The organism is Chryseobacterium formosum (assembly GCF_026460885.1).
GTDB classification, from domain to species: domain Bacteria; phylum Bacteroidota; class Bacteroidia; order Flavobacteriales; family Weeksellaceae; genus Chryseobacterium; species Chryseobacterium formosus.
The window spans coordinates 41,444-60,983 of sequence record NZ_JAOVZW010000021.1 but is presented as its reverse complement, the minus strand read 5'-3'; the positions used below and the strand labels follow the sequence as shown (position 1 = coordinate 60,983).

The following is a 19,540-nucleotide window of genomic DNA, read 5'->3' as shown; positions in this document are numbered from 1 at the left end:
TTTAGTGATTTTCTACCACGGAATTTCGCCGGTAACCGTATTCATATCTTCAGAGAAAAATTTACCTGTCGGCCCGTCCTCGCCAATGATGGCATATTTTACTATTCTGTTACCGGCATCTACGACAGAACCTTGCCCCAAATTATGGTTAAAATCTGTCTTTGTAGAACCTGGGCTAACTGCATTTACCTTAAAAGGCAAGTCCTTCAATTCATACGCCAGTACAACGGTGTACATATTTAGGGCTGATTTTGAAGATTGATATACCGAGCCTTTAAAGTTGTAATGAATAAAATTTGGATCGCTGTGTAAAGTGAGCGAGCCCTGGCTTGAACTTACATTGACAATTCTCGGTGCTGATGAATTTCGCAATAAATCTAGGAACGCTTGCGTAACTCTTATCACACCGTAAACATTTACCTCATATACTTTCTTGTAAACATCTACATCCGTTTCTGTTGCGGTATGCATTAAAGGTTTGCCATCGTTAAATTCTATTCCATTTATACCAGCATTATTGATCAGCACATCCAGTACCTGTATTTTCCTACCCAATTCAATCCGGGCAGTGTTTACCGAATGCTGATTCGTAACGTCTATTTCTAACAATTCAACATTTTCGAGCCCTTCTTTTTTTAATTTTTCGACGGCTTCTTTACCATTTTTTAAATCTCTGCTACCCAGATAAACATAATACCCTTTTTGTAACAATTGTTTTGCTACCTCTAAACCAATGCCTTTGTTCGCTCCTGTAATTAATGCCTTTTTCATTTCTTTTAATTTTAAATGTTTGAAAAACAAAGGTCATTCTATCTAAAATGTTGTTTGTAACCCAATTGAGGTTTATTATAACAAAATCGTGGGATGTTTATAGTTTAAAAATGGATGCCGTTTTTTAATTAAAACCAGCCCTAAACGCCAACGGACTTTGGCTGGTCTTTTCTTTAAACAATTTGCTGAACGATTGCATATGCTCAAAGCCTAATTCATAAGCAATTTCACTTACCGTTAAATCCGTAGTTGACAATTTTTCCTTTGCTTTTTCAATCAGTTTTTCGTGAATATGCTGTTGGGTATTCAAGCCTGTCAATGTTTTGAGTAAACTACGCAGATAGGTTGGCGATACATTTAAGTGGTCCGAAATGTATTGAACGGTTGGTAATCCCTTTAAAACCAAATCATCACTGTTGAAATAAGCTGAAAGTAATACTTCCAACCGGTCGAGGATTTGATGGTTCGTTTTTTTACGGGTAATGAATTGTCGTTGGTAAAACCGCTCCGAATAATTCAACAAAGTTTCTAAATGTGAAATGATGATGTCCTGGCTAAACTGGTCGATGTTTGTTTGATATTCGTTTTTGATGTTTTCAACAATACCATTTATCATTGTTTCTTCCTTATCCGATAAAAATAAGGCCTCATTGATGGTGTAACCAAAAAAATCGTATTGTTTTATTTTTTTAGCCAAAGAAGTATTCCATAAAAAATCGGGATGGATAAACAACATCCAGCCGTCTATATTTTCCGGAATGTTATCACTTTCTCCGCGTAAAATTTGTCCGGGCGATAAAAATGCCATTACGCCCTCATCAAAATCATATTGTTGCTGTCCGTAAAACAGTTTGTCGCAACCTCTTTTTAAAGTAATCACATACAAATCAAATAGTACAGCAAAAATTCCTGTATCCTTTTTTTGTTTGGATAGATCAATGAGTTCAATCAATGGATGATGCGGTTTAGGCAAACCCATTAATTTGTGCAACTCAGAAATGGTTTTTATTCGGATTGGCTTTTCCATAAGACAGATTTGATTAATTTTTTAAAAACGGATATTTCAGCCAAATCAAAACCAAAGGCATCATTAAAAACGGAATTTCCATCAGTACCATTTTAAAATTTCCGATCCTCATTGCCAACGCCATAATGATTACTATAGAAATAGCATTGAGCACATTGCCCAAGAAAAATGTTTTGGGGATAAGCAACAATACACCTACCAATAATGTAACCCCACCGAAAATGGGTATCATTGTTTCGGTAATGCCTAATTCACTCATCATTTTCATCGCTTCGGGATTTTTTTTGTAATTAAATGTGTCCCAACCGTGTTTGAATGCCAGAAAAACCGACACTAATAACAATACCAAAGAAATTATACTTTTTACCATCGTTTTGTTTTTAAAAACTTACGTTACTAATTTATTGAATTCTTTTAAATTATATCGAAATACTAAACTCAACCTTTGCTAACTTTTGCGATACTTCCCATAATTTTTGAGCAACTTCTAAATCATTTGCTTGTTCAGGGATTTTTGCGAGAGATGGAAAGCCACGGGTTTCACTCATTTGGTTAGGTCCATAATACAGACCGCCTTGAGCCTCCGGCGACGTGGCTGCAAATAAAGTGGGTAATGCTCCTTGTGACTGTGGCTGAAATAAAAACGGAAAAAATCTTCGCATAATTCCCGGAGTACTCCATTTGCCTGCACCAGTTATCAATAGATTGGTTCGGGAAACACCCGGGTGAGAAGCAATACTTGTAATGCCCCAACTGTGCTTTTCACTTCGTCGCTGAAGTTCTAAAGCAAACATTAAGTTCGCAATTTTTGCCTGGCTGTATGCTTTCCCCGGAACATACGAAGCTGTTGACTGCAGGTCATCAAAATTAATTTGCCCGCTTCGATTGGCTATGCTTGAAACGGTAACCACACGAGCGTTAGGTGCTTTACGAAACAAAGGAAGCAATTGGGCTGTCAATGCAAAATGACCAATATGATTTGTCCCGAATTGTAACTCAAAACCATCGGCAGTTTCGAGCCTATTGGGTGGTGTCATTACGCCAGCATTGTTGATGAGCAGATCGATGGCTTCGCCTCTTTCAATCATTCTCGAAGAAAATGCTTTTATTGAGGATAGATCTGCAAGGTCCATTTTTTCAAAACTCACTTTTGCCTTCGGATTAATTTGTTGGATTTTAGCAATTGCATCAGCTCCTTTTTGAGTATTTCGTCCCATTACAATCACGTCCCAACCGGCAGAAGATAATGCCAAAGCATCTTCAAATCCAATACCTTCTGTACTACCTGTGATGACAGCTAAACCATTATTTCTTTGAGGAATATTTGAAGATGTCCAATTTTTAGTTTCTTTTTTCATGATTAACGTTGTTTGTTAATGCAAAGTTGGCACAACTTTAAACGTTGGATTTATCCAAAACGACTGTTGATGTAGCCAAAAGTGAACAGCGACTTAGTTATGTCAAATAGTAGGTCGGAAGATAGACTTTGGTTTCTTTTTATTTCATCTGTTTTTCGATTGTAAAACTCTTCGGAATATAGGTGGCTTAACTATGCCCGAGGGGATTTTCAAGATTTTTAGGTACGGTCGTTTTACATCTGCTAATGCTATTAATACCAACTCCCTCTTTTATCAGTTTCTTAACATTATGATTAATGCTTGTGTAATAAGTCTTGTAGGAATAGTTCCCAATGAACTTTTTTTTAATTATTTGCATTGACAGCACTACCTATTTTGCGATGTTATTCCTACCTTGATACATTAGTGAATCATTGATTCCGACGTTTATTAGTGGTTTTACCAATGTAATAACTCCACATCTGAACCATCCAGTATAAAATAGTACAGTTCTGAGTCGTTAGTGTACGTTTTTTTATATAGTTTTTCAGCATATTTAGTGCTGTATAACGCACCAACGTGATCACCAACACCCAATCATTAGACGGAACCATTTAAATAGTCTGTTTTAGGGATTATGCATATGGTACATTCAGGAAATTTAAACTGATGGCTATGGTTACAGCCATCAGTTTGATTGTACTTTTAAAATTTATTAACTTCATATGTGTAAATACTTAATTAGTGAAAATATTTCTTTTAGATGACTTTCGACATTTTCAGCTTTATTATGCGCATAATAACTGATTACGCAGAACTTCGAAATTATCAAAAATAAAATATACCTTTCGGTATTATTTTGTATCTTTGTTTTATAATTAGTATATAAATGACAAAGTCAGAACAAACACGGCAATTCATTATTGAAAAAACAGCTCCTATCTTTAATAAAAAAGGTTACGCAGGTACTTCTTTGTCAGATATAACGAATGCTACAGGCTTAACTAAAGGGAGTATCTATGGTAATTTTTTAAATAAGGAAGAAGTAGGACTTGCCGTCTTTACATATAACACTAAAGAACTTTCAAAAAAAACCAAAGCCTGGATCTCCAAAAAGGATAATGCGTATGAAAAACTGATAGCATTTCTGGATTTTTATCGAAAGAACTGGAAATATGTTTCTGATAATGGAGGTTGTCCATATCTTAACTCAGCAACAGAATCAGACGACGTAATGCCTGCGATGAAAGTATTGGTGAGATCAACTTTTGAAAATTGGGAAGACAATATTTCTGCGATAATAGATGATGGCAGAAATAAAGGACTTTTTAAAAATGACATTAATGTTGTTGAATACTCTAAGTCATTTATAATGATGCTTGAGGGTGGAATTCTGCTCGCAAAAATTTCAGATGAGCCAGAAAATCTTCATTTAATGCTGGACAGAATTAAGAAAATCATTGATGAGGAAATTGTAAAATAAAATTTTTTACCCATACAGATACCGATCGGTATATTTAAGTAATCAGTAAATAAAAATATATGACACCGTTAGAAAAAATTCAGTCTTCCATAGGAAAAGAATTCACAGAATCACCGTCCCCCTTTATGCGGTGGCTAAATCCCATTATCGTTGCGGCTGAGCCAGGAACGCTGGAATTCAAATATCAAATTCGTCCAGAATGGCTAAACCCTGTAGGCAATTTACATGGCGGAGTTACAGCTGCTATTGTTGACGATATCATTGGTGCAACAATGTTTTCATTAAATGAAGCACATTTTTATACCACCATCAATAACGTCATTGATTATTTTTCTTCTGTAACCGGCAACGAAAGTATTGTTGCAAAAACAACGATTATTAAAAAAGGAAAACAATTCATCAATGCCGAATGTGAAATCTGGAACGGAGACAAAAGCCGATTAATAGCAAAGGGTACATCTAATCTATTTAAAACAGAAATAAAAAAACACCAATGAAAAGAGTTGTAGTAACCGGTTTAGGTACAGTCAATCCTATGGGAAATGACATCAATGCTTTTTGGGAAAATTCTATAAATGGATTTAGCAGCGCAAATCAAATTACCCGATTTGATGCCTCGAAATTCCGAACACAGATTGCATGTGAAATTAAAGATTTTGACCCTCAAAAATATCTTGACCGTAACGAAATTAAGAGAAGTGATTTATTTACGCAATATGCTTTGTACAGTGCTTCACAGGCATTGCATGATTCCGGTTTGGAAATATCAAAACTTGATCCTTTTGACATCGGTGTCATATGGAGAGTTGGACAGGGAGGCATGGAAACATTTGAAAGCGAGGTCGAAAACTATGTGAAAGGAGATTACGTTCCGAGGTTCAGTCCATTTTTTGTTCCAAAACTTATTGTCAATATGGCTTCCGGAATGATATCAATGAAATTTGGTTTGCAGGGAATCAATTACACAACCGTATCAGCTTGTGCTACTTCCAACACAGCAATTATGGATTCTTTTAATTACATCCGTTTGGGTAAGGCAAAAATATTTGTTACCGGTGGTTCAGAGGCTCCTATCACTGCTGCTTCGATTGGAGGTTTTTCTTCAATGAAAGCAATGTCGGTTCGGAATCAGGATTCTCTTACTGCGAGTCGCCCTTTTGACAGAGATCGTGATGGTTTTGTAATGGGAGAAGGTGCAGGTGCACTTATTTTAGAAGAATATGAATATGCTAAGAAAAGAGGTGCTAAAATTTATGCAGAGTTGGTTGGTGCTTCCATGACTGCAGACGCGTACCATATGACATCACCACATCCGGAAGGAATAGGTGCTTCAAAAGCAATGCAGTTGGCATTAGAAGAGGCAAAACTTAATCCATCTGACTTAGATTATTTGAACCTCCATGCAACTTCTACGCCTGTAGGAGATATTGCTGAGCTCAATGCTGTTCATAAAACTTTCAAGGGTTCAAGCAACTTATGGGTGAGTTCATCAAAATCGATGACCGGTCACTTATTGGGAGCTGCGGGAGCAATCGAAGCTATTCTCGCTATCAAATCCATTAACGAAAATATTATTCCACCAACGATCAACATCGAAAACCTTGATGAAAATATTCCTGAAGGAATTCAAATCGTAATGAATGAGCCGGTACAAAAAACAATTAAAACGGCAATGAGTAATGCTTTTGGATTTGGAGGGCATAACTCAACTGTTGTTTTCCGTGAAATTTAAATTTAATTCTATTAAAATGAAAGAAGTATTTATAATAACAGCTAAACGAACTCCTATTGGTGGATTTTTGGGAAATTTTTCAGAAGTTTCAGCGACAGATCTTGGGGCAGCAGCCATCAAAGGGACAATCGAAAACGTCAACATCAATCCTAAGGATATTGATAGTGTTTACATGGGAAATGTACTGTCTGCAAATCTTGGGCAATCCCCTGCACGACAAGCATCAAAATTTGCAGGAATTCCTGACGAGACAGATTGCACAACCGTTAATAAAGTTTGTGCTGCAGGTATGAAAGCAACCATTCTTGGAGCTCAGCAAATTCAGCTGGGACTGGAAAACATAGTCATCACCGGAGGAATGGAAAGTATGAGCAACGTCCCACATTACACCAATAAAAGAAAAATCAACAAACTGGGTAATGAAATATTGATTGATGGTTTACTTAAAGACGGATTAACGGATGTCTATAATGATTTCCACATGGGAAATGCTGCTGAACTTTGCGTAGAAAAATATAAATTAACCCGAGAACAGCAGGATGGATATGCCTTGAAATCTTATGAAAAAGCTGCTAAAGCTACAAAAGAAGGGAAATTTAAAAATGAAGTCATTCCTTTTACACTAAAACAAAAACAGGGAGAAACGGTTATTACTGAGGACGAAGATATCTACAAAATAATTCCCGAAAAAGTTTCAAAATTAAAACCTTCTTTTGTTGAGGGCGGTACCATCACTGCTGCTAATGCAAGTAATCTGAATGACGGCGCAGCGGCTATATTATTGGCATCAAAAGAAGCCCTTGAGCAGTACAATCTTAAACCTCTGGCAAAAATTATCGGATATGCAGATGCGGCGCAGGCTCCGGAATGGTTTACCACTGCCCCATCGATTGCCATCCCAAAAGCTTTAAAAAAAGCAAATCTTCAGTTGGAGGATATCGACTTTTTTGAAATTAATGAAGCATATGCGGATGTAGCACTGGCAAACCAGATTGAATTAGGAATAGATCCTCAAAAGATCAATGTCTATGGTGGGGCTGTGGCGTTGGGACATCCATTGGGTGCTTCAGGAGCCAGAATAATTTGCACTTTGGTCTCTGTACTTCAGCATGAAAAAGGTAAATATGGCGTAGCAGCTATCTGCAACGGCGGAGGTGGCGCAACCGCCATTGTAATTGAAAATTTAATGAACTAAAAATAGAATCAACATGGAAACTTTTGATATCACAGTAATTGGATCTGGACCTGGTGGATACGTCGCAGCAATACGATGTGCTCAGTTAGGCTATAAAACAGCCATTGTAGAAAAATATCCGACCTTAGGCGGAACATGTACTAACGTAGGATGCATTCCTACCAAAGCTTTGCTGGACAGCTCAGAACATTATCATCAGGCAATAGAAACTTTTGATAAACACGGTATTGAAGTGGATGAAGTCAAGCTGAATTTTCAGCAATTTATCACGAGGAAAAATGAGGTGGTTACTCAAAATACTAAAGGATTGAATTTTTTAATGGATAAAAATAAAATTACTGTATTTGAGGGTATTGCTCAATTTAAAAACAATTCGGAAATTACCGTAAAAAGTCCTGATAACAAATCGACAGAAATCAAATCTAAACATTTTATTATTGCTACAGGCTCGAAACCGGCATCTCTACCCAATATTAAAATTGATAAGAAAAGAATCATTACATCAACAGAAGCTTTAACTTTAAGTGAAAAACCAAAAAGCTTGATCATCATCGGTGGCGGAGTTATTGGAGTAGAAATGGCTTCCATTTATAGTCGCATAGGTACGAAGGTGACTATCATAGAGTATGCAAAGGAACTCATCTCGACAATGGATCTTGAATTGGGTACAAGCTTGAGAAAAATTTTAAAGAAACAGGGAATTGAAATTCAGCTCAGCAAAAGTGTTTACGGTGTAGAGAACCAAGGCGACAAGGCTGTTGTTTATTACAGAGATGAAAATAAAAAAGAATTTAGTTTAGAAGCTGAATATGTTTTAATGGCTGTAGGTCGAAGACCTTATACTGAAGGTTTGGGATTGGAAAACACAGATATACAGCTTGATGACAAAGGGATAATAAAAACTAACGAAAATCTCCAGACTGCCGTGCCATCAATTTATGCCATCGGAGATGTGGTCGCAGGACCAATGTTGGCTCACAAAGCTGAGGAAGAAGGTTTTTTTGTTGCAGAGATCATCGACGGACAAAAGCCACACATTCATTATAACAGAATTCCTGGCGTGGTTTATACATGGCCTGAAGTGGCATCGGTTGGTTATACGGAAGAAGAGTTAGTAGCAAAAGGAATCGAGTACAGAAAAGGTAAATTTCCGTTTTCGGCAAGTGCGAGAGCCAGAGCAGCGATGGAGAAAGAAGGTTTTGCGAAAGTATTGTCTGAGCCAAAATATGGTGAAGTACTTGGAGTCCACATTATAGGTCCACGAGCTGCAGATCTCATTGCCCAAGCCGTGATCGGATTAGAATATGAAGTAACGGACAGCGATATGTTTATGATATCGTATGCCCATCCAACCTATTCGGAAGTCTTGAAAGAAGCCTATATGTTGGCCTCAGGACAGCCTGCAATCAATACTTAAATTAAAAAGAAAAAAAATGATGTCAATAAAAAAAGTCGCCATCGTAGGATATAATCGAACACCCTTTGTAAGACACAATGGAGTTTTTGCCAACGCTACCAATCAGGATTTATTAGTTGCCACATTAAGTGGGCTGATCGACAAATACAATCTACATAATAAAAGATTGGGTGAAGTTGCAGGAGGCTCTGTTATTAAACATATTTCAGAAAGTAATCTTGTTCGGGAATCAGTAATGAAAACCTCACTTGATCCTGCTACGCCCGGTTGTGATATTCAACAGGCTTGTGATACAGGAATTGAATCAGCAATCTATATTGCCAATAAAATTGCATTGGGACAAATAGAGAGTGGTATTGCCTGTGGTGTGGAAGCAATGAGTAATATTCCTTTCGAAACCAATGCCCGGTTGAGGAAGATCTTACTCAAAGCGAATGGTGAAAAGTCAACGTTTGGTAAATTGAAACAATTATTGAAAGCAAAAATAAAAGACTTTATACCAATTCCCTATAAAGGAAAAGAGCCTGAAACGGGTTTGGTCATGGGAGAACACACGGAGATCACTGCAAAATATTATGGGATTACAAGAGAAGATCAGGATCAACTTGCATTATTAAGCCACTTGAATATGGCAAAGGCGTACGACGAAGGATTTTATAATGATATGATCACCCCATACTTAGGAATATCTGTCGACAATAATTTGAGAAGGGATACCACCTTTGAAAAATTATCCAAGTTACGTCCGGCATTTGATAAACAGAACGGCACACTCACTGCGGGAAATTCTACTCCTTTTACTGATGGTGCCTCTGCAGTCTTATTGGCAAGTGAGGATTGGGCTTTAAAAAACAATCTCCCTATCCTTGCCTATATTACACAAGCTGAAATTGCGGGTATTGAATATGTAAAAAACCAGCATAATTTATTATTAGCCCCTGTAGTTGCCGCCGACCGAATGCTAAAGAGAGCAAATATGAGATTAGGCGAGTTTGATTACTATGAAATTCATGAAGCTTTCGCTGCACAGGTATTGGCAACACTTAAGATATGGGAAAGTGATCAGCTTTCAAAAGAGTTTGGCTTAGATCAAGCTTTAGGAACAATCGACAGAAATAAACTTAACGTAAAAGGAAGCAGCCTTGCAGCTGCACATCCATTCGCAGCAACCGGTGGTAGAATTATTGCAACACTTGCTAAGTTGCTAAATGAAAAAGGAAGTGGCAAAGGTCTTATTTCCATATGTGCTGCAAGAGGTCAGGGCGTGACGATGATCCTTGAGAAATAGTCAATGGTGGATCATAGATGTCCTTGATACAATCCGGACATTTATGATTCTACACTATAATTTAAAAATAAATTTAAAAACATTTTTTTAACTGAACACTGTTCAGTATATTTGCAAAGTAATTATTATTTGATATAATCATCGTTCCAGTTTTGGAATTGATCTTGCAAAATATTAATTTCAATAACTCTATACAATTAATTTCATTATCGAATGAGTATCACAGACAGAAAGAATAAAGAAAAGCTTGAAATGCGAAAACGTATTTTAGATGCGGCTAGAAAGATATTTCTTCAAAAAGGATATGAAAGCACCAGTATGCGAAATATTGCAAGTGAAATAGATTATAGTCCAGGTACAATCTATTTCCACTTCAAGGATAAAAGTGAGATTTTTCACGAACTTCATAAAGAAGGTTTTAGTTTGTTGCTTTCTCAGATGAAAATATTAGATAGTGTGGCACAACCCTTTGAAAGACTGAAAGCTGTAGGAAGGGTATTCATAAAATTCGCTCAGGATAACAAAGATTACTACAACCTGATGTTTCTTGTTGAGGAATCAACGACAAATTCAACTGAAAACGGAGGTTTCCAAATTGCAAAAGAAGCGATCAATCATCTTTCCGGGATCATCAAAGAATGTCAGAATGAAGGACGATTTAAAGATATGGATATTGAGTATTTCACATTTATGATTCTGTCTTCTATGCATGGTATATGTGCACTTTTCTGTAAAGACCGTACCGTTAGTTTCGAAAATAAAACAAATGAACAACTCATGCAAAAGGGTTATGATTGTTTTGTTTCACTACTGGAAAAAGGATAATCCTTTTTTTTAACCTATAATTGAACACTGTTTAAATTTAATACAATGATTAATAAAAATCAAAAAAGATTGCTCCTGTTCTGTTGCCTGAGTATTTTTTTATTTTCTCCAACAGAAATGACTCATGCCCAAAGTACACTTGACAATTACATTCAACAGGGCATTGAATCCAACCAAAGCATCAAGCAACAGTCATTTATTCTTGAAAAAAGTGTCTATGCTCTCGGGGAAGCAAAAAGTATGTTCTTACCCAACATTACTTTTTCTACAACATATACAAAGGCAGACGGAGGGAGAACGATTGATTTTCCGACAGGTGATCTTTTGAATGGCGTCTACTCTACTTTGAACCAGTTAACAGGAAGCAGCTCTTTCCCTCAACTTCAAAATCAAAGCATTTTACTGAATCCCGATAACTTCTATGATGCCAAATTCCGCATTAACCAGCCCATTTTAAATGCAGAGCTGGGATACAACAGAAAGATTAAGTCAAAGCAGATCGATCTGCAAAAAACAGAAATCCTACTTTACAAAAGAGAGCTGGTAAAAGAAATAAAAACGGCTTACTACAATTATCTTAAAGCTACCAATGCGACAAAGATCTACCAATCTTATCTAACGCTCGTTACCGAGGGGGAAAGAGTAAATAAAAAATTGTTTGAGAATGGAAAAATCAATCGTACAGCAGTTATCAGAAGTCAAAATGAAGTTTCGAAGATCAATGCCTCTATTATCGCATCTCAGAAGACAGAGGAATCTGCACAATATTATTTTAATTTCCTTTTGAATCGGCCATTGACAGAAAGCATTGTAATTGATGACATCACAACTTTGCCGGAAGAATCCCAGCTTCCGAATGACAATATCAGCAATCGTGAGGAATTGTCTAAACTTAAAATTTCCAGGGACATCAATAACGATCTGACAGGACTTGCAAAGTCTTACCTCATTCCGAAGATCGGAGCCAGCCTGGATTTGGGTTCCCAAGCTTTTGACTGGAAATTCAATCAAAAAACAAGATACTATTTGTTTGGAATTTCTCTGGAATGGAATCTTTTCGCTTTTGGAAAAAATACGTACCGCATCAAACAGTCCATAGCTGAACAGCAGGCCATAACCTCCCAAACAGATTATGTGCAGCAGGAGCTTTTAACCGAACTGAAAGTCAGACAGGCCAATATGGAAAGTGCAATAGCACAATACCGGGCTGCGCAATCTCAGCTAAAAACAAGTCAGACCTACTACAGCGATATGTCTAAACTATATAAAGAAGGCATAAAAATCTACATCGAACTTCTCGATGCCCAAAATCAATGGATCGATGCTCAAATAAAATCAAACATTACCCTATTTGACACCTGGATTGCTTACACAGCTATTGAAAGAGCAAATGCCAGCTTTAATATACAATAATTTATCATGAAAAAAATTCAATCATCATTCATTGCTCTTACTCTACTCGTATTGTCCTGCAGTGAAAAAAAACCTGAAAAAAATCCATTATCCGGACAGGATATCATCTCGGTAAAAGTTTCATCATTATCATCAGAAGATGTTTCCAATTCCATCGTAGCAACAGGACTGATCAGTACTGAAGATCAAGCAAACTATTCGTTTAAAATCGGAGGCGTTATCAGCAAAATATATGTAGATGAAGGACAGTTTTTTAGAAGAGGACAACTTCTTGCGACATTGAACGCTACCGAAATCGCAGCAGGCGTTGCTCAGGCAGACCTGAATGTTGCTAAAGCACAGCGTGACTTTAACAGAGCCAATAATCTTTACAAAGATAGCGTCTTCTCTCTGGAACAATTACAGAACACGAGAACTTCATTAGAAGTCGCCCAAAAATCAAGACAAGCTACCGCCTTTAACGAACGCTATGCTAAAATCTATGCTGTCTCGGATGGATTCGTTGCAAAAAAGGTAGCGAATGAAGGAGAAATAGTAGGTGGAGGAATGCCTGTCTTTCTGACCAATTCCACTCAAAAAAGCAACAGCTATCTATTAAAAGTCGGTGTGACAGACAGAGAATGGGCAGCGATCAAAATAGGACAATCCGCTAAAGTGACATTAGATGGTTATCCTGATCACAAATTTGAAGCTACAGTTTTTAGAAAATTACAGGCGGCTGACAGAGAGTTCGGGTCGTTTCAGATCGAATTGAAATTAAAACTTGACCAGGTAATTCCAGCAGTTGGTATGTTTGGAAAAGCCGAGATAAAAACAAACCAGATCGAAAAATCAGTGGTTATCCCTTATAATGCATTGGTGGAAGCAGATGGAGAGCAAGGGTATATCTTTGCTCTAAATGGTAAAAACAGAGTGAAAAAGATCGCTGTACATATTTTAAAGTTTGACAACAATAAGGTTTATCTCAAAGAAAAACCCTTCGGAATTGATCAGATCGTCATTTCAAACAGTGCCTACCTCAACGAACAATCTATTATTAAAATCATTCAGTAATTATGAAGATTACCAATTTCTCCGTTAAAAATTATCAGTTTACGCTGATCATATTCGTTCTGGTGGCTGTGGTAGGTATTTTGACGCTTTTCACAATGCCGAGATCAGAAGACCCCACTACACACCCTCCTCAATATCTTGTAACCGTCATTTATCCCGGTACCAGCCCAAAAGACATGGAAGAGCAGGTGGTGAAACCCATAGAAAACAAGATCTATGGATTGGAAAACATTGATAAAATCCTGACCACCGTCGAAGATGGGGTCGCTGCAATACAAATCAAATTCAAATACGGGGTTGATGTCGATAATAAGTATCAGGAAATCTCAACGGAGATCAATGCGCTAAAGAGCAGTGAACTTCCTAAGGACATTTATCTGATTAAAACTGAAAAAATATCCTCTTCTGATGTTAAAATACTTCAGGTCGCTTTAGTTTCAAATACGGTGTCTGGAAAAACACTGAGAGATAAAGCAGATCAATTAAAGACCCAGCTTGAAAAGATCACCAATCTCCGTGAAGTAAAGTATGCAGGCATCCCGGAGCAGGAAATAAGGATCGACCTGCAACTTGATAAATTAGCACAGTTGAAAATCCCTTTGAATCTTGTCATGGGAAGTATTCAAAGCGAGGCAGCCGATATTCCTGGAGGAAGCATCAACTTGGACAGTAAGGTTTTTAACGTCAAGACCAGTGGTAAATTCAAGAATGTTGCAGATGTTGCCAACACGGTAATTTACAATGCCGGTGGTAAAATAATTTATCTTAAAGATGTAGCCAATGTCACCTATAAAGATGGAACCGTGAATCACATTACCCGACTTAACGGCAATCGTTGTATCCTGGTAACCGCCGGAATGAAAGACAATGTTAACATCACAAATACGAAAGAAGAGTATGAACCTATTCTGGAAAAATTCAACAAAACATTACCTGAAAACATCAAAATGGTCAAAAATTTTGATCAGGCAGATATGGTATCCAAACGACTTGGACACCTTGGTTTTGACTTTGGCTTGGCCATACTTTTAGTAGTAATTACACTACTACCTTTGGGTTTTAGAGCATCCATTATTGTGATGATTTCCATACCACTTTCTCTTGCTTTGGGACTGATCACGATGAATCTTTTGGGATATTCCCTCAATCAGTTGAGTATCGTAGGATTGGTAGTTGCACTAGGGCTCTTAGTTGACGACAGTATCGTAGTCGTTGAAAATATAGAGCGTTGGCTCAGAGAGGGTCACTCTAGGAAAGATGCTATCTTAAAAGGAACCAAGCAGATCGGTATTGCAGTTGTGGGTTGTACGGCAACCTTGGTCATTGCATTTCTTCCACTGGCATTCCTGCCAGATATTGCCGGAGAGTTCATCCGAAGCCTTCCTATGGCTGTCATGACCAGTGTTTTGGCATCAATGATCGTGGCACTTACTTTAGTCCCTTTTTTAGGAAGTAAAATATTGAAGACCCACACCCATGCGGAAGGAAATTTCTTCCTTAAACATCTGCAAAAATTTTTAAGCGTTTCGTACAAACGTATTATGCCTATCGCTCTGAAATGGCCAAAGGCGACCATTGGAATATCGATTGTACTGAGTATCGCGGCGTTTATGTTATTTCCGTTAGCAGGATTCAAGCTCTTCCCTACTTCAGAAAAACCCATGTTTCTGGTCAATATTAAAATGCCTCTACAGGCCGATATTCCTGAAAGTGATCGAGTAACGAAACTGATCGAAAAAGAATTAAAAAAAGAGAGTGAAATTGTCTATTTTACCTCAAACGTTGGAAAAGGAAATCCTCAGATTTATTATAATGTTCACCAACAGGATATCAAGCCTGATTTTGCACAGATCTTCGTGCAGATGGGTGATGAAGCAAGCCCCGGATCAAAAACCGATCTCATCAGAAAATTGCGTACAAAATTCGCAGATTTTCCTGATGCCAGGATTGAAATAAAAGATTTTGAACAAGGTACACCCATAGAAGCGAATATCGTAGTTAGAATATTCGGAGAAAACCAGGATACATTGCGTTCCCTCTCATTCAAAGTTGAAGAATTATTGAGGAAGCATCCCGGCACCTTCTATATCAACAATGAGCTGAACGCCTATAAATCTGATGTAAAGATAAAAATCGATAAAGAAAAAGCAAGAACCTTAGGGGTCATGACAAGTGACGTTGATAGAGTCATCCGTATGGCTGTCGCAGGATTGAACGTAGGGGATTATATTGACGATCGGGGCGATTCCAGAAATGTTGTGATCACACTTCCAAGAGAAAAGTTTTCGAACTTAAATACACTTAAAAATTTATATGTCAACAATATCCAGGGTATACCTGTTCAGATTGACCAAATTGCTTCTATCAGTTTCGAGAAATCTCCAACGGCCATCAATCATTTCAACAAATCCCGTTTTGCAAAAGTAACCTCACTTACAAAAGACGGCGTACTGGCAAATGACATCCTTAAAGATATTGTTCCTGAACTCGACAAGCTAAAACTTCCACCAGGATATTCCTACAAGCTGTCCGGGGAAGCAGAGTCAGAAGGTGATGCATTGGGAGGAAATTTTCTTTCGGTCATTATACTCAGTACTTTTCTTTTTATAGCCGTTTTACTGTTGCAGTTCAAAACATTTAAAGGGATCATCATTGTTTTATCTATTATTCCATTGGGAATTTTGGGTGGTGTTGTCTTGTTACTTCTCACCGGAAATCCTATGTCACTGGTTTCCATCATCGGTTTTATAGGCTTATCAGGAATTCAGGTTAAAAACTCCCTTCTTTTGGTTGACTTTACTAATCAGCTCAGACTTGAAGGACACAGTATTGATGAAGCCATTCATATTGCTGGTGAAACACGTTTCCTTCCGGTTGTTTTAACCTCGATTACTGCGATCTGTGGTTTGCTTCCTATTGCATTGAACCCTAATCCACTAATTGCACCGTTGGCAATTGTATTAATTGGAGGATTGATAAGCTCTACAATATTGTCCAGAATTGTTACGCCGGTCATGTACAAATTGATACCTCCGCAACTGGATGAAAAGATATAAGTTATTAAGTAAACTACAAATTTTATAAAAATGAAAGAATATATTTTAATCACCGGAGCATCATCCGGAATCGGTTACGAGATGGCTTATCAGTTGGCAGAGAAGGCACACAACCTGATATTGGTTGCCCGAACCGAAAAAAAATTGCAGCAAATGCAATCTGATTTAACAAAGAAGTATGGCATTCTGATCCACTACTTCGTTGCTGATCTTTCAGATCCAAATATTGCCAAAGAATTGTACAAACAAGTCAAAGATGAAAACTTGTTAGTAAGTCATCTGGTTAACAATGCCGGAGTAGGAAACTACGGTCATTTTACAGAAACTTCGTTGGATGAAGAACTAAATATGATTCAACTGAATATTTCCAGTCTGGTTGTATTGACCAAGCTTTTTGCACAAGATATGGTCAAACGTAAATATGGCAGAATTATGAACATAGGCTCTGTACTCTCATTTCTTCCCTTCCCCTACTTTGCGGTTTATTCTGCCACAAAAGCATTTGTAATGGCCTTTAGCGATACGCTTGCAGCTGAATTGGAAGGAACGGGGGTTATCGTCAATTCTCTTTATTCAGGAACGACAGATACTGGATTTACAACTGAGGAAATGCAGTCAACCAATCTTCATAAAACTAAACCGATGCATCCTGAGATCGTCGCCGAACAGGGGATCAAACACCTGTTGGATGGAAATGGAAAAAAGGTGGTAGGTTTTCAAAATTGGTTCAACACTAAACTCCCGAACTTTGTGCCTGACAGTATCATGATGAAGATTAAGAAAAATCTGGCAAGTCAGAAATAATCGTCAGTATTGATACAATATATCTAAAAAATGAAAAATAAAATAGCATTTGCTCTGATCATGGGAGTGATAACAACGGGGATAATATCTTTTACTGTGATCTTGGTAAACATTGGACTTAAGCCCAAGTTTCTTCAAATTTGGTTGAAGTCTTGGGGTTTGGCATACGTTGTAGGTGTTCCTACCATTCTAATTATTGCACCGCTTATTCAAAGGTTAGTCGATCGTTTATTTAAGCAAAATGAAAGTGAGGTAAAGAGTAATTGAATAATTAGTGATTGTATGATTGTTTGAATTAATATTGGTGGACTCTCATTACCGTCGGACTACTTAATCTCTAAATCTTGAGTTAAAGTGGTATTTTCTATATTGACCTCTATCACTTTGTAGCAAGAGGAGGATGCATTTAAATTTATCGATGATAATTTTGCAGGATTTACATCCTGCTTTTTTCGTAAAACCTTTTTGCTTGTTAAGCAAAAGAGGTTACGATAGAGTACAAATACTTTTATGATAAAAAATTCCGCAGTTTAGTATAAGAAATGTCTGGAAGAGCGTTTTTTTTGGTATTTCAATAATAAAATCTGAAACTATTTAGGCTCTCATTTCAGTAGCTAAAAAATGTTCAATACTATTGGAAAGCAGATTTTTTTATTTAGTCACGCTACTGCCATAAACTAACTGATTTATCAATATTTTAAATAACACTCAAAAACGATTAACCAGTGTAGGTGGAAATTATTTTAGCTTCATAAAATAGGGAAGGTAATATATAGAACATATAAATTGTAATTAAACCGTTTTACATGTAATGGCATCATTTCTAACTTTCAAGCAATAAATAAAAAGAACAGCACTTTAAAAGTGCTGTCCCTATATTCATTTATAAGCATCTAATGAAGTCTTTACAAGAAACCATAACGTCAGAAAATACATGATTAAGGATAGCTAATCAGCAACTTGAAAAAATCCGGTCGCGATCTTGATAAATGCCTGAAGCTTCTTTGGTACTGCAAGTTCATCAGCCTTTGACAAACTTAAAACTTCATCGGCCTTTTTACTTTCGGAAATACGTTCAACCCAATCAGGATTGATAATCAGTCCATGACCAACAGCGACGAGTGACAATCCTAAATTGATAGCTTCGACCGCATCATCAGCCTGTTTGATGCCTCCTGCCGATATCACGGGAATTCTTTGATTGACGTGATCAAGAATCAGTTTCAAAATTGTATCATTTCCGTCCTGTTCGTCTAGAGGCTTTTGAGATATTAGGTTACCCAATGAAACATGCAGATAATCAATTCCAGATTCGATCAGCTTATAAATAAAAGGAAATGTGTCGCGTACCCTGTAGCTTTCCGGCTCTTCCGGAGATAGCCTAAAGCCTACAAGGAAAGGTTTTTCTGCGTATTTTTTAATCACATCCTGAACCTCATTAATAACTGCCAAGGCAAAGTTCATACGTTTTTCAGGAGAACCGCCCCAATTGTCAGTTCTTGTATTATAAAACGGTGAAAAGAAATTCTGCAAAAGAAATCCATGAGCGCCATGTAATTCAACGCCATCAAAACCAGCTTTGATAGCTCTGTGAGTTGTCTCTCCAAAAGCTTTAATAATATCAAGAATTTCATCATTGGTAAGTTCATGAGATACTGTTCCTCCTACATAAAATGCCGATGGTGCTAATGCGACTTCACTTGCACTGACCGGAATACTATCTGGAATAAAATCCAAGACTGCTTTGTTACCAGCGTGATAGATCTGCAGGATTGCAGGTGCTCCACCCTTTTTTGCAGCATCAGCAAGTTTCTTAAGACCAGGAAGAAAGGAATCATCGTATGACGCATATTCGTTAGGAAATCCGATTCCATTTGCCATTACGCGAGTACAGCCAGTAATTACTAGACCAACTTGCTTACTTCGTGACTCATAGTGTCTGATTTCGTCGTCTGCCACAGTATAGTCATCATTGCTTGCCCAAGTTGTCATTGGTGCCATTACAATCCTGTTTTTGGTTTCGATTCCGTTTTTAAATTTGAAGGTCTCGAACAATTGTTCTGTTTTTGTATTCATTGTAAATTGTTATTTTAATTTGAGTGATTGATATTCTGATTTCACAAAAAGGCATAGCTCTCC

17 protein-coding genes are annotated in these 19,540 nt (G+C 37.3%); 12 read left to right on the top strand and 5 right to left on the bottom strand.

The genetic code is table 11. The features are described from left to right. Window positions 1-12: 12 nt before the first annotated feature. The 4 genes from OF897_RS16850 to OF897_RS16835 form a co-directional block, all read right to left on the bottom strand. Entirely contained in the window at window positions 13-771 is a 759-nt protein-coding gene (locus OF897_RS16850; RefSeq protein WP_267266840.1) for an SDR family oxidoreductase, read from the bottom strand. Between the two features lie 124 nt (window positions 772-895). Next, window positions 896-1,798 carry a helix-turn-helix domain-containing protein gene (locus OF897_RS16845; RefSeq protein ID WP_267266839.1) on the bottom strand — a complete coding sequence of 301 codons (903 nt, stop codon included), beginning with the start codon at window positions 1,796-1,798 and terminating at the stop codon, window positions 896-898. Between the two features lie 13 nt (window positions 1,799-1,811). Further along, on the bottom strand, window positions 1,812-2,168 hold the full coding sequence (locus OF897_RS16840) for a hypothetical protein (protein ID WP_267266838.1): 357 nt from the start codon (window positions 2,166-2,168) through the stop codon (window positions 1,812-1,814). Between the two features lie 49 nt (window positions 2,169-2,217). Then, on the bottom strand, window positions 2,218-3,156 hold the full coding sequence (locus tag OF897_RS16835; protein WP_267266837.1) for an SDR family oxidoreductase: 939 nt from the start codon (window positions 3,154-3,156) through the stop codon (window positions 2,218-2,220). A gap of 868 nt (window positions 3,157-4,024) precedes the next feature. On the opposite strand from OF897_RS16835, the gene OF897_RS16830 reads away from it, so the two are divergent. From OF897_RS16830 to OF897_RS16775, 12 genes are all read left to right on the top strand, one after another. Then, complete coding sequence (locus tag OF897_RS16830; protein WP_267266836.1) at window positions 4,025-4,618, top strand: TetR/AcrR family transcriptional regulator; 594 nt, start codon at window positions 4,025-4,027, stop codon at window positions 4,616-4,618. A gap of 59 nt (window positions 4,619-4,677) precedes the next feature. Then, entirely contained in the window at window positions 4,678-5,115 is a 438-nt protein-coding gene (locus OF897_RS16825) for a PaaI family thioesterase (protein ID WP_267266835.1), read from the top strand. Beyond that, a complete protein-coding gene (gene fabF / locus OF897_RS16820; RefSeq protein ID WP_267266834.1) occupies window positions 5,112-6,350 on the top strand; it encodes a beta-ketoacyl-ACP synthase II in 1,239 nt (412 codons plus the stop codon). The genes OF897_RS16825 and fabF overlap by 4 nt, the downstream gene beginning before the upstream one ends. 16 nt (window positions 6,351-6,366) lie before the next feature. After that, on the top strand, window positions 6,367-7,545 hold the full coding sequence (locus OF897_RS16815) for an acetyl-CoA C-acyltransferase (protein WP_267266833.1): 1,179 nt from the start codon (window positions 6,367-6,369) through the stop codon (window positions 7,543-7,545). Window positions 7,546-7,558: 13 nt separating this feature from the next. Further along, window positions 7,559-8,962 (top strand): dihydrolipoyl dehydrogenase, encoded by a 1,404-nt coding sequence (gene lpdA, locus OF897_RS16810; protein WP_267266832.1) that lies wholly within the window; start codon window positions 7,559-7,561, stop codon window positions 8,960-8,962. A 19-nt stretch (window positions 8,963-8,981) separates the two neighbouring features. Further along, window positions 8,982-10,250, top strand: a complete 1,269-nt coding sequence (locus OF897_RS16805) for an acetyl-CoA C-acetyltransferase (protein WP_267266950.1) — start codon at window positions 8,982-8,984, stop codon at window positions 10,248-10,250. 213 nt (window positions 10,251-10,463) lie between these two features. After that, complete coding sequence (locus tag OF897_RS16800) at window positions 10,464-11,075, top strand: TetR/AcrR family transcriptional regulator (RefSeq protein WP_267266831.1); 612 nt, start codon at window positions 10,464-10,466, stop codon at window positions 11,073-11,075. A gap of 117 nt (window positions 11,076-11,192) precedes the next feature. Then, window positions 11,193-12,488 carry a TolC family protein gene (locus OF897_RS16795; protein WP_267266830.1) on the top strand — a complete coding sequence of 432 codons (1,296 nt, stop codon included), beginning with the start codon at window positions 11,193-11,195 and terminating at the stop codon, window positions 12,486-12,488. Window positions 12,489-12,494: 6 nt separating this feature from the next. Next, window positions 12,495-13,541 carry an efflux RND transporter periplasmic adaptor subunit gene (locus OF897_RS16790; RefSeq protein WP_267266829.1) on the top strand — a complete coding sequence of 349 codons (1,047 nt, stop codon included), beginning with the start codon at window positions 12,495-12,497 and terminating at the stop codon, window positions 13,539-13,541. A gap of 2 nt (window positions 13,542-13,543) precedes the next feature. Further along, the gene (locus OF897_RS16785; RefSeq protein ID WP_267266828.1) at window positions 13,544-16,597 is read left to right on the top strand and encodes an efflux RND transporter permease subunit; all 3,054 of its coding nucleotides are present in this window, start codon (window positions 13,544-13,546) and stop codon (window positions 16,595-16,597) included. A 30-nt stretch (window positions 16,598-16,627) separates the two neighbouring features. Continuing rightward, window positions 16,628-17,401 carry an SDR family NAD(P)-dependent oxidoreductase gene (locus OF897_RS16780; RefSeq protein WP_267266827.1) on the top strand — a complete coding sequence of 258 codons (774 nt, stop codon included), beginning with the start codon at window positions 16,628-16,630 and terminating at the stop codon, window positions 17,399-17,401. A gap of 30 nt (window positions 17,402-17,431) precedes the next feature. Next, complete coding sequence (locus OF897_RS16775) at window positions 17,432-17,668, top strand: DUF2798 domain-containing protein (RefSeq protein WP_267266826.1); 237 nt, start codon at window positions 17,432-17,434, stop codon at window positions 17,666-17,668. 681 nt (window positions 17,669-18,349) lie between these two features. On the opposite strand, the gene OF897_RS16770 is transcribed toward OF897_RS16775, so the two are convergent. After that, entirely contained in the window at window positions 18,350-19,477 is a 1,128-nt protein-coding gene (locus tag OF897_RS16770; protein WP_267266825.1) for an NADH-dependent flavin oxidoreductase, read from the bottom strand. Window positions 19,478-19,540: the final 63 nt, after the last annotated feature.

Coding starts and splice junctions, on each gene's coding strand:
- OF897_RS16850 (WP_267266840.1), bottom strand. CDS start 771: ATGAAAAAGGCATTAATTACAGGAGCGAACAAAGGCATTGGTTTAGAG.
- OF897_RS16845 (WP_267266839.1), bottom strand. CDS start 1,798: ATGGAAAAGCCAATCCGAATAAAAACCATTTCTGAGTTGCACAAATTA.
- OF897_RS16840 (WP_267266838.1), bottom strand. CDS start 2,168: ATGGTAAAAAGTATAATTTCTTTGGTATTGTTATTAGTGTCGGTTTTT.
- OF897_RS16835 (WP_267266837.1), bottom strand. CDS start 3,156: ATGAAAAAAGAAACTAAAAATTGGACATCTTCAAATATTCCTCAAAGA.
- OF897_RS16830 (WP_267266836.1), top strand. CDS start 4,025: ATGACAAAGTCAGAACAAACACGGCAATTCATTATTGAAAAAACAGCT.
- OF897_RS16825 (WP_267266835.1), top strand. CDS start 4,678: ATGACACCGTTAGAAAAAATTCAGTCTTCCATAGGAAAAGAATTCACA.
- fabF (WP_267266834.1), top strand. CDS start 5,112: ATGAAAAGAGTTGTAGTAACCGGTTTAGGTACAGTCAATCCTATGGGA.
- OF897_RS16815 (WP_267266833.1), top strand. CDS start 6,367: ATGAAAGAAGTATTTATAATAACAGCTAAACGAACTCCTATTGGTGGA.
- lpdA (WP_267266832.1), top strand. CDS start 7,559: ATGGAAACTTTTGATATCACAGTAATTGGATCTGGACCTGGTGGATAC.
- OF897_RS16805 (WP_267266950.1), top strand. CDS start 8,982: ATGTCAATAAAAAAAGTCGCCATCGTAGGATATAATCGAACACCCTTT.
- OF897_RS16800 (WP_267266831.1), top strand. CDS start 10,464: ATGAGTATCACAGACAGAAAGAATAAAGAAAAGCTTGAAATGCGAAAA.
- OF897_RS16795 (WP_267266830.1), top strand. CDS start 11,193: ATGACTCATGCCCAAAGTACACTTGACAATTACATTCAACAGGGCATT.
- OF897_RS16790 (WP_267266829.1), top strand. CDS start 12,495: ATGAAAAAAATTCAATCATCATTCATTGCTCTTACTCTACTCGTATTG.
- OF897_RS16785 (WP_267266828.1), top strand. CDS start 13,544: ATGAAGATTACCAATTTCTCCGTTAAAAATTATCAGTTTACGCTGATC.
- OF897_RS16780 (WP_267266827.1), top strand. CDS start 16,628: ATGAAAGAATATATTTTAATCACCGGAGCATCATCCGGAATCGGTTAC.
- OF897_RS16775 (WP_267266826.1), top strand. CDS start 17,432: ATGAAAAATAAAATAGCATTTGCTCTGATCATGGGAGTGATAACAACG.
- OF897_RS16770 (WP_267266825.1), bottom strand. CDS start 19,477: ATGAATACAAAAACAGAACAATTGTTCGAGACCTTCAAATTTAAAAAC.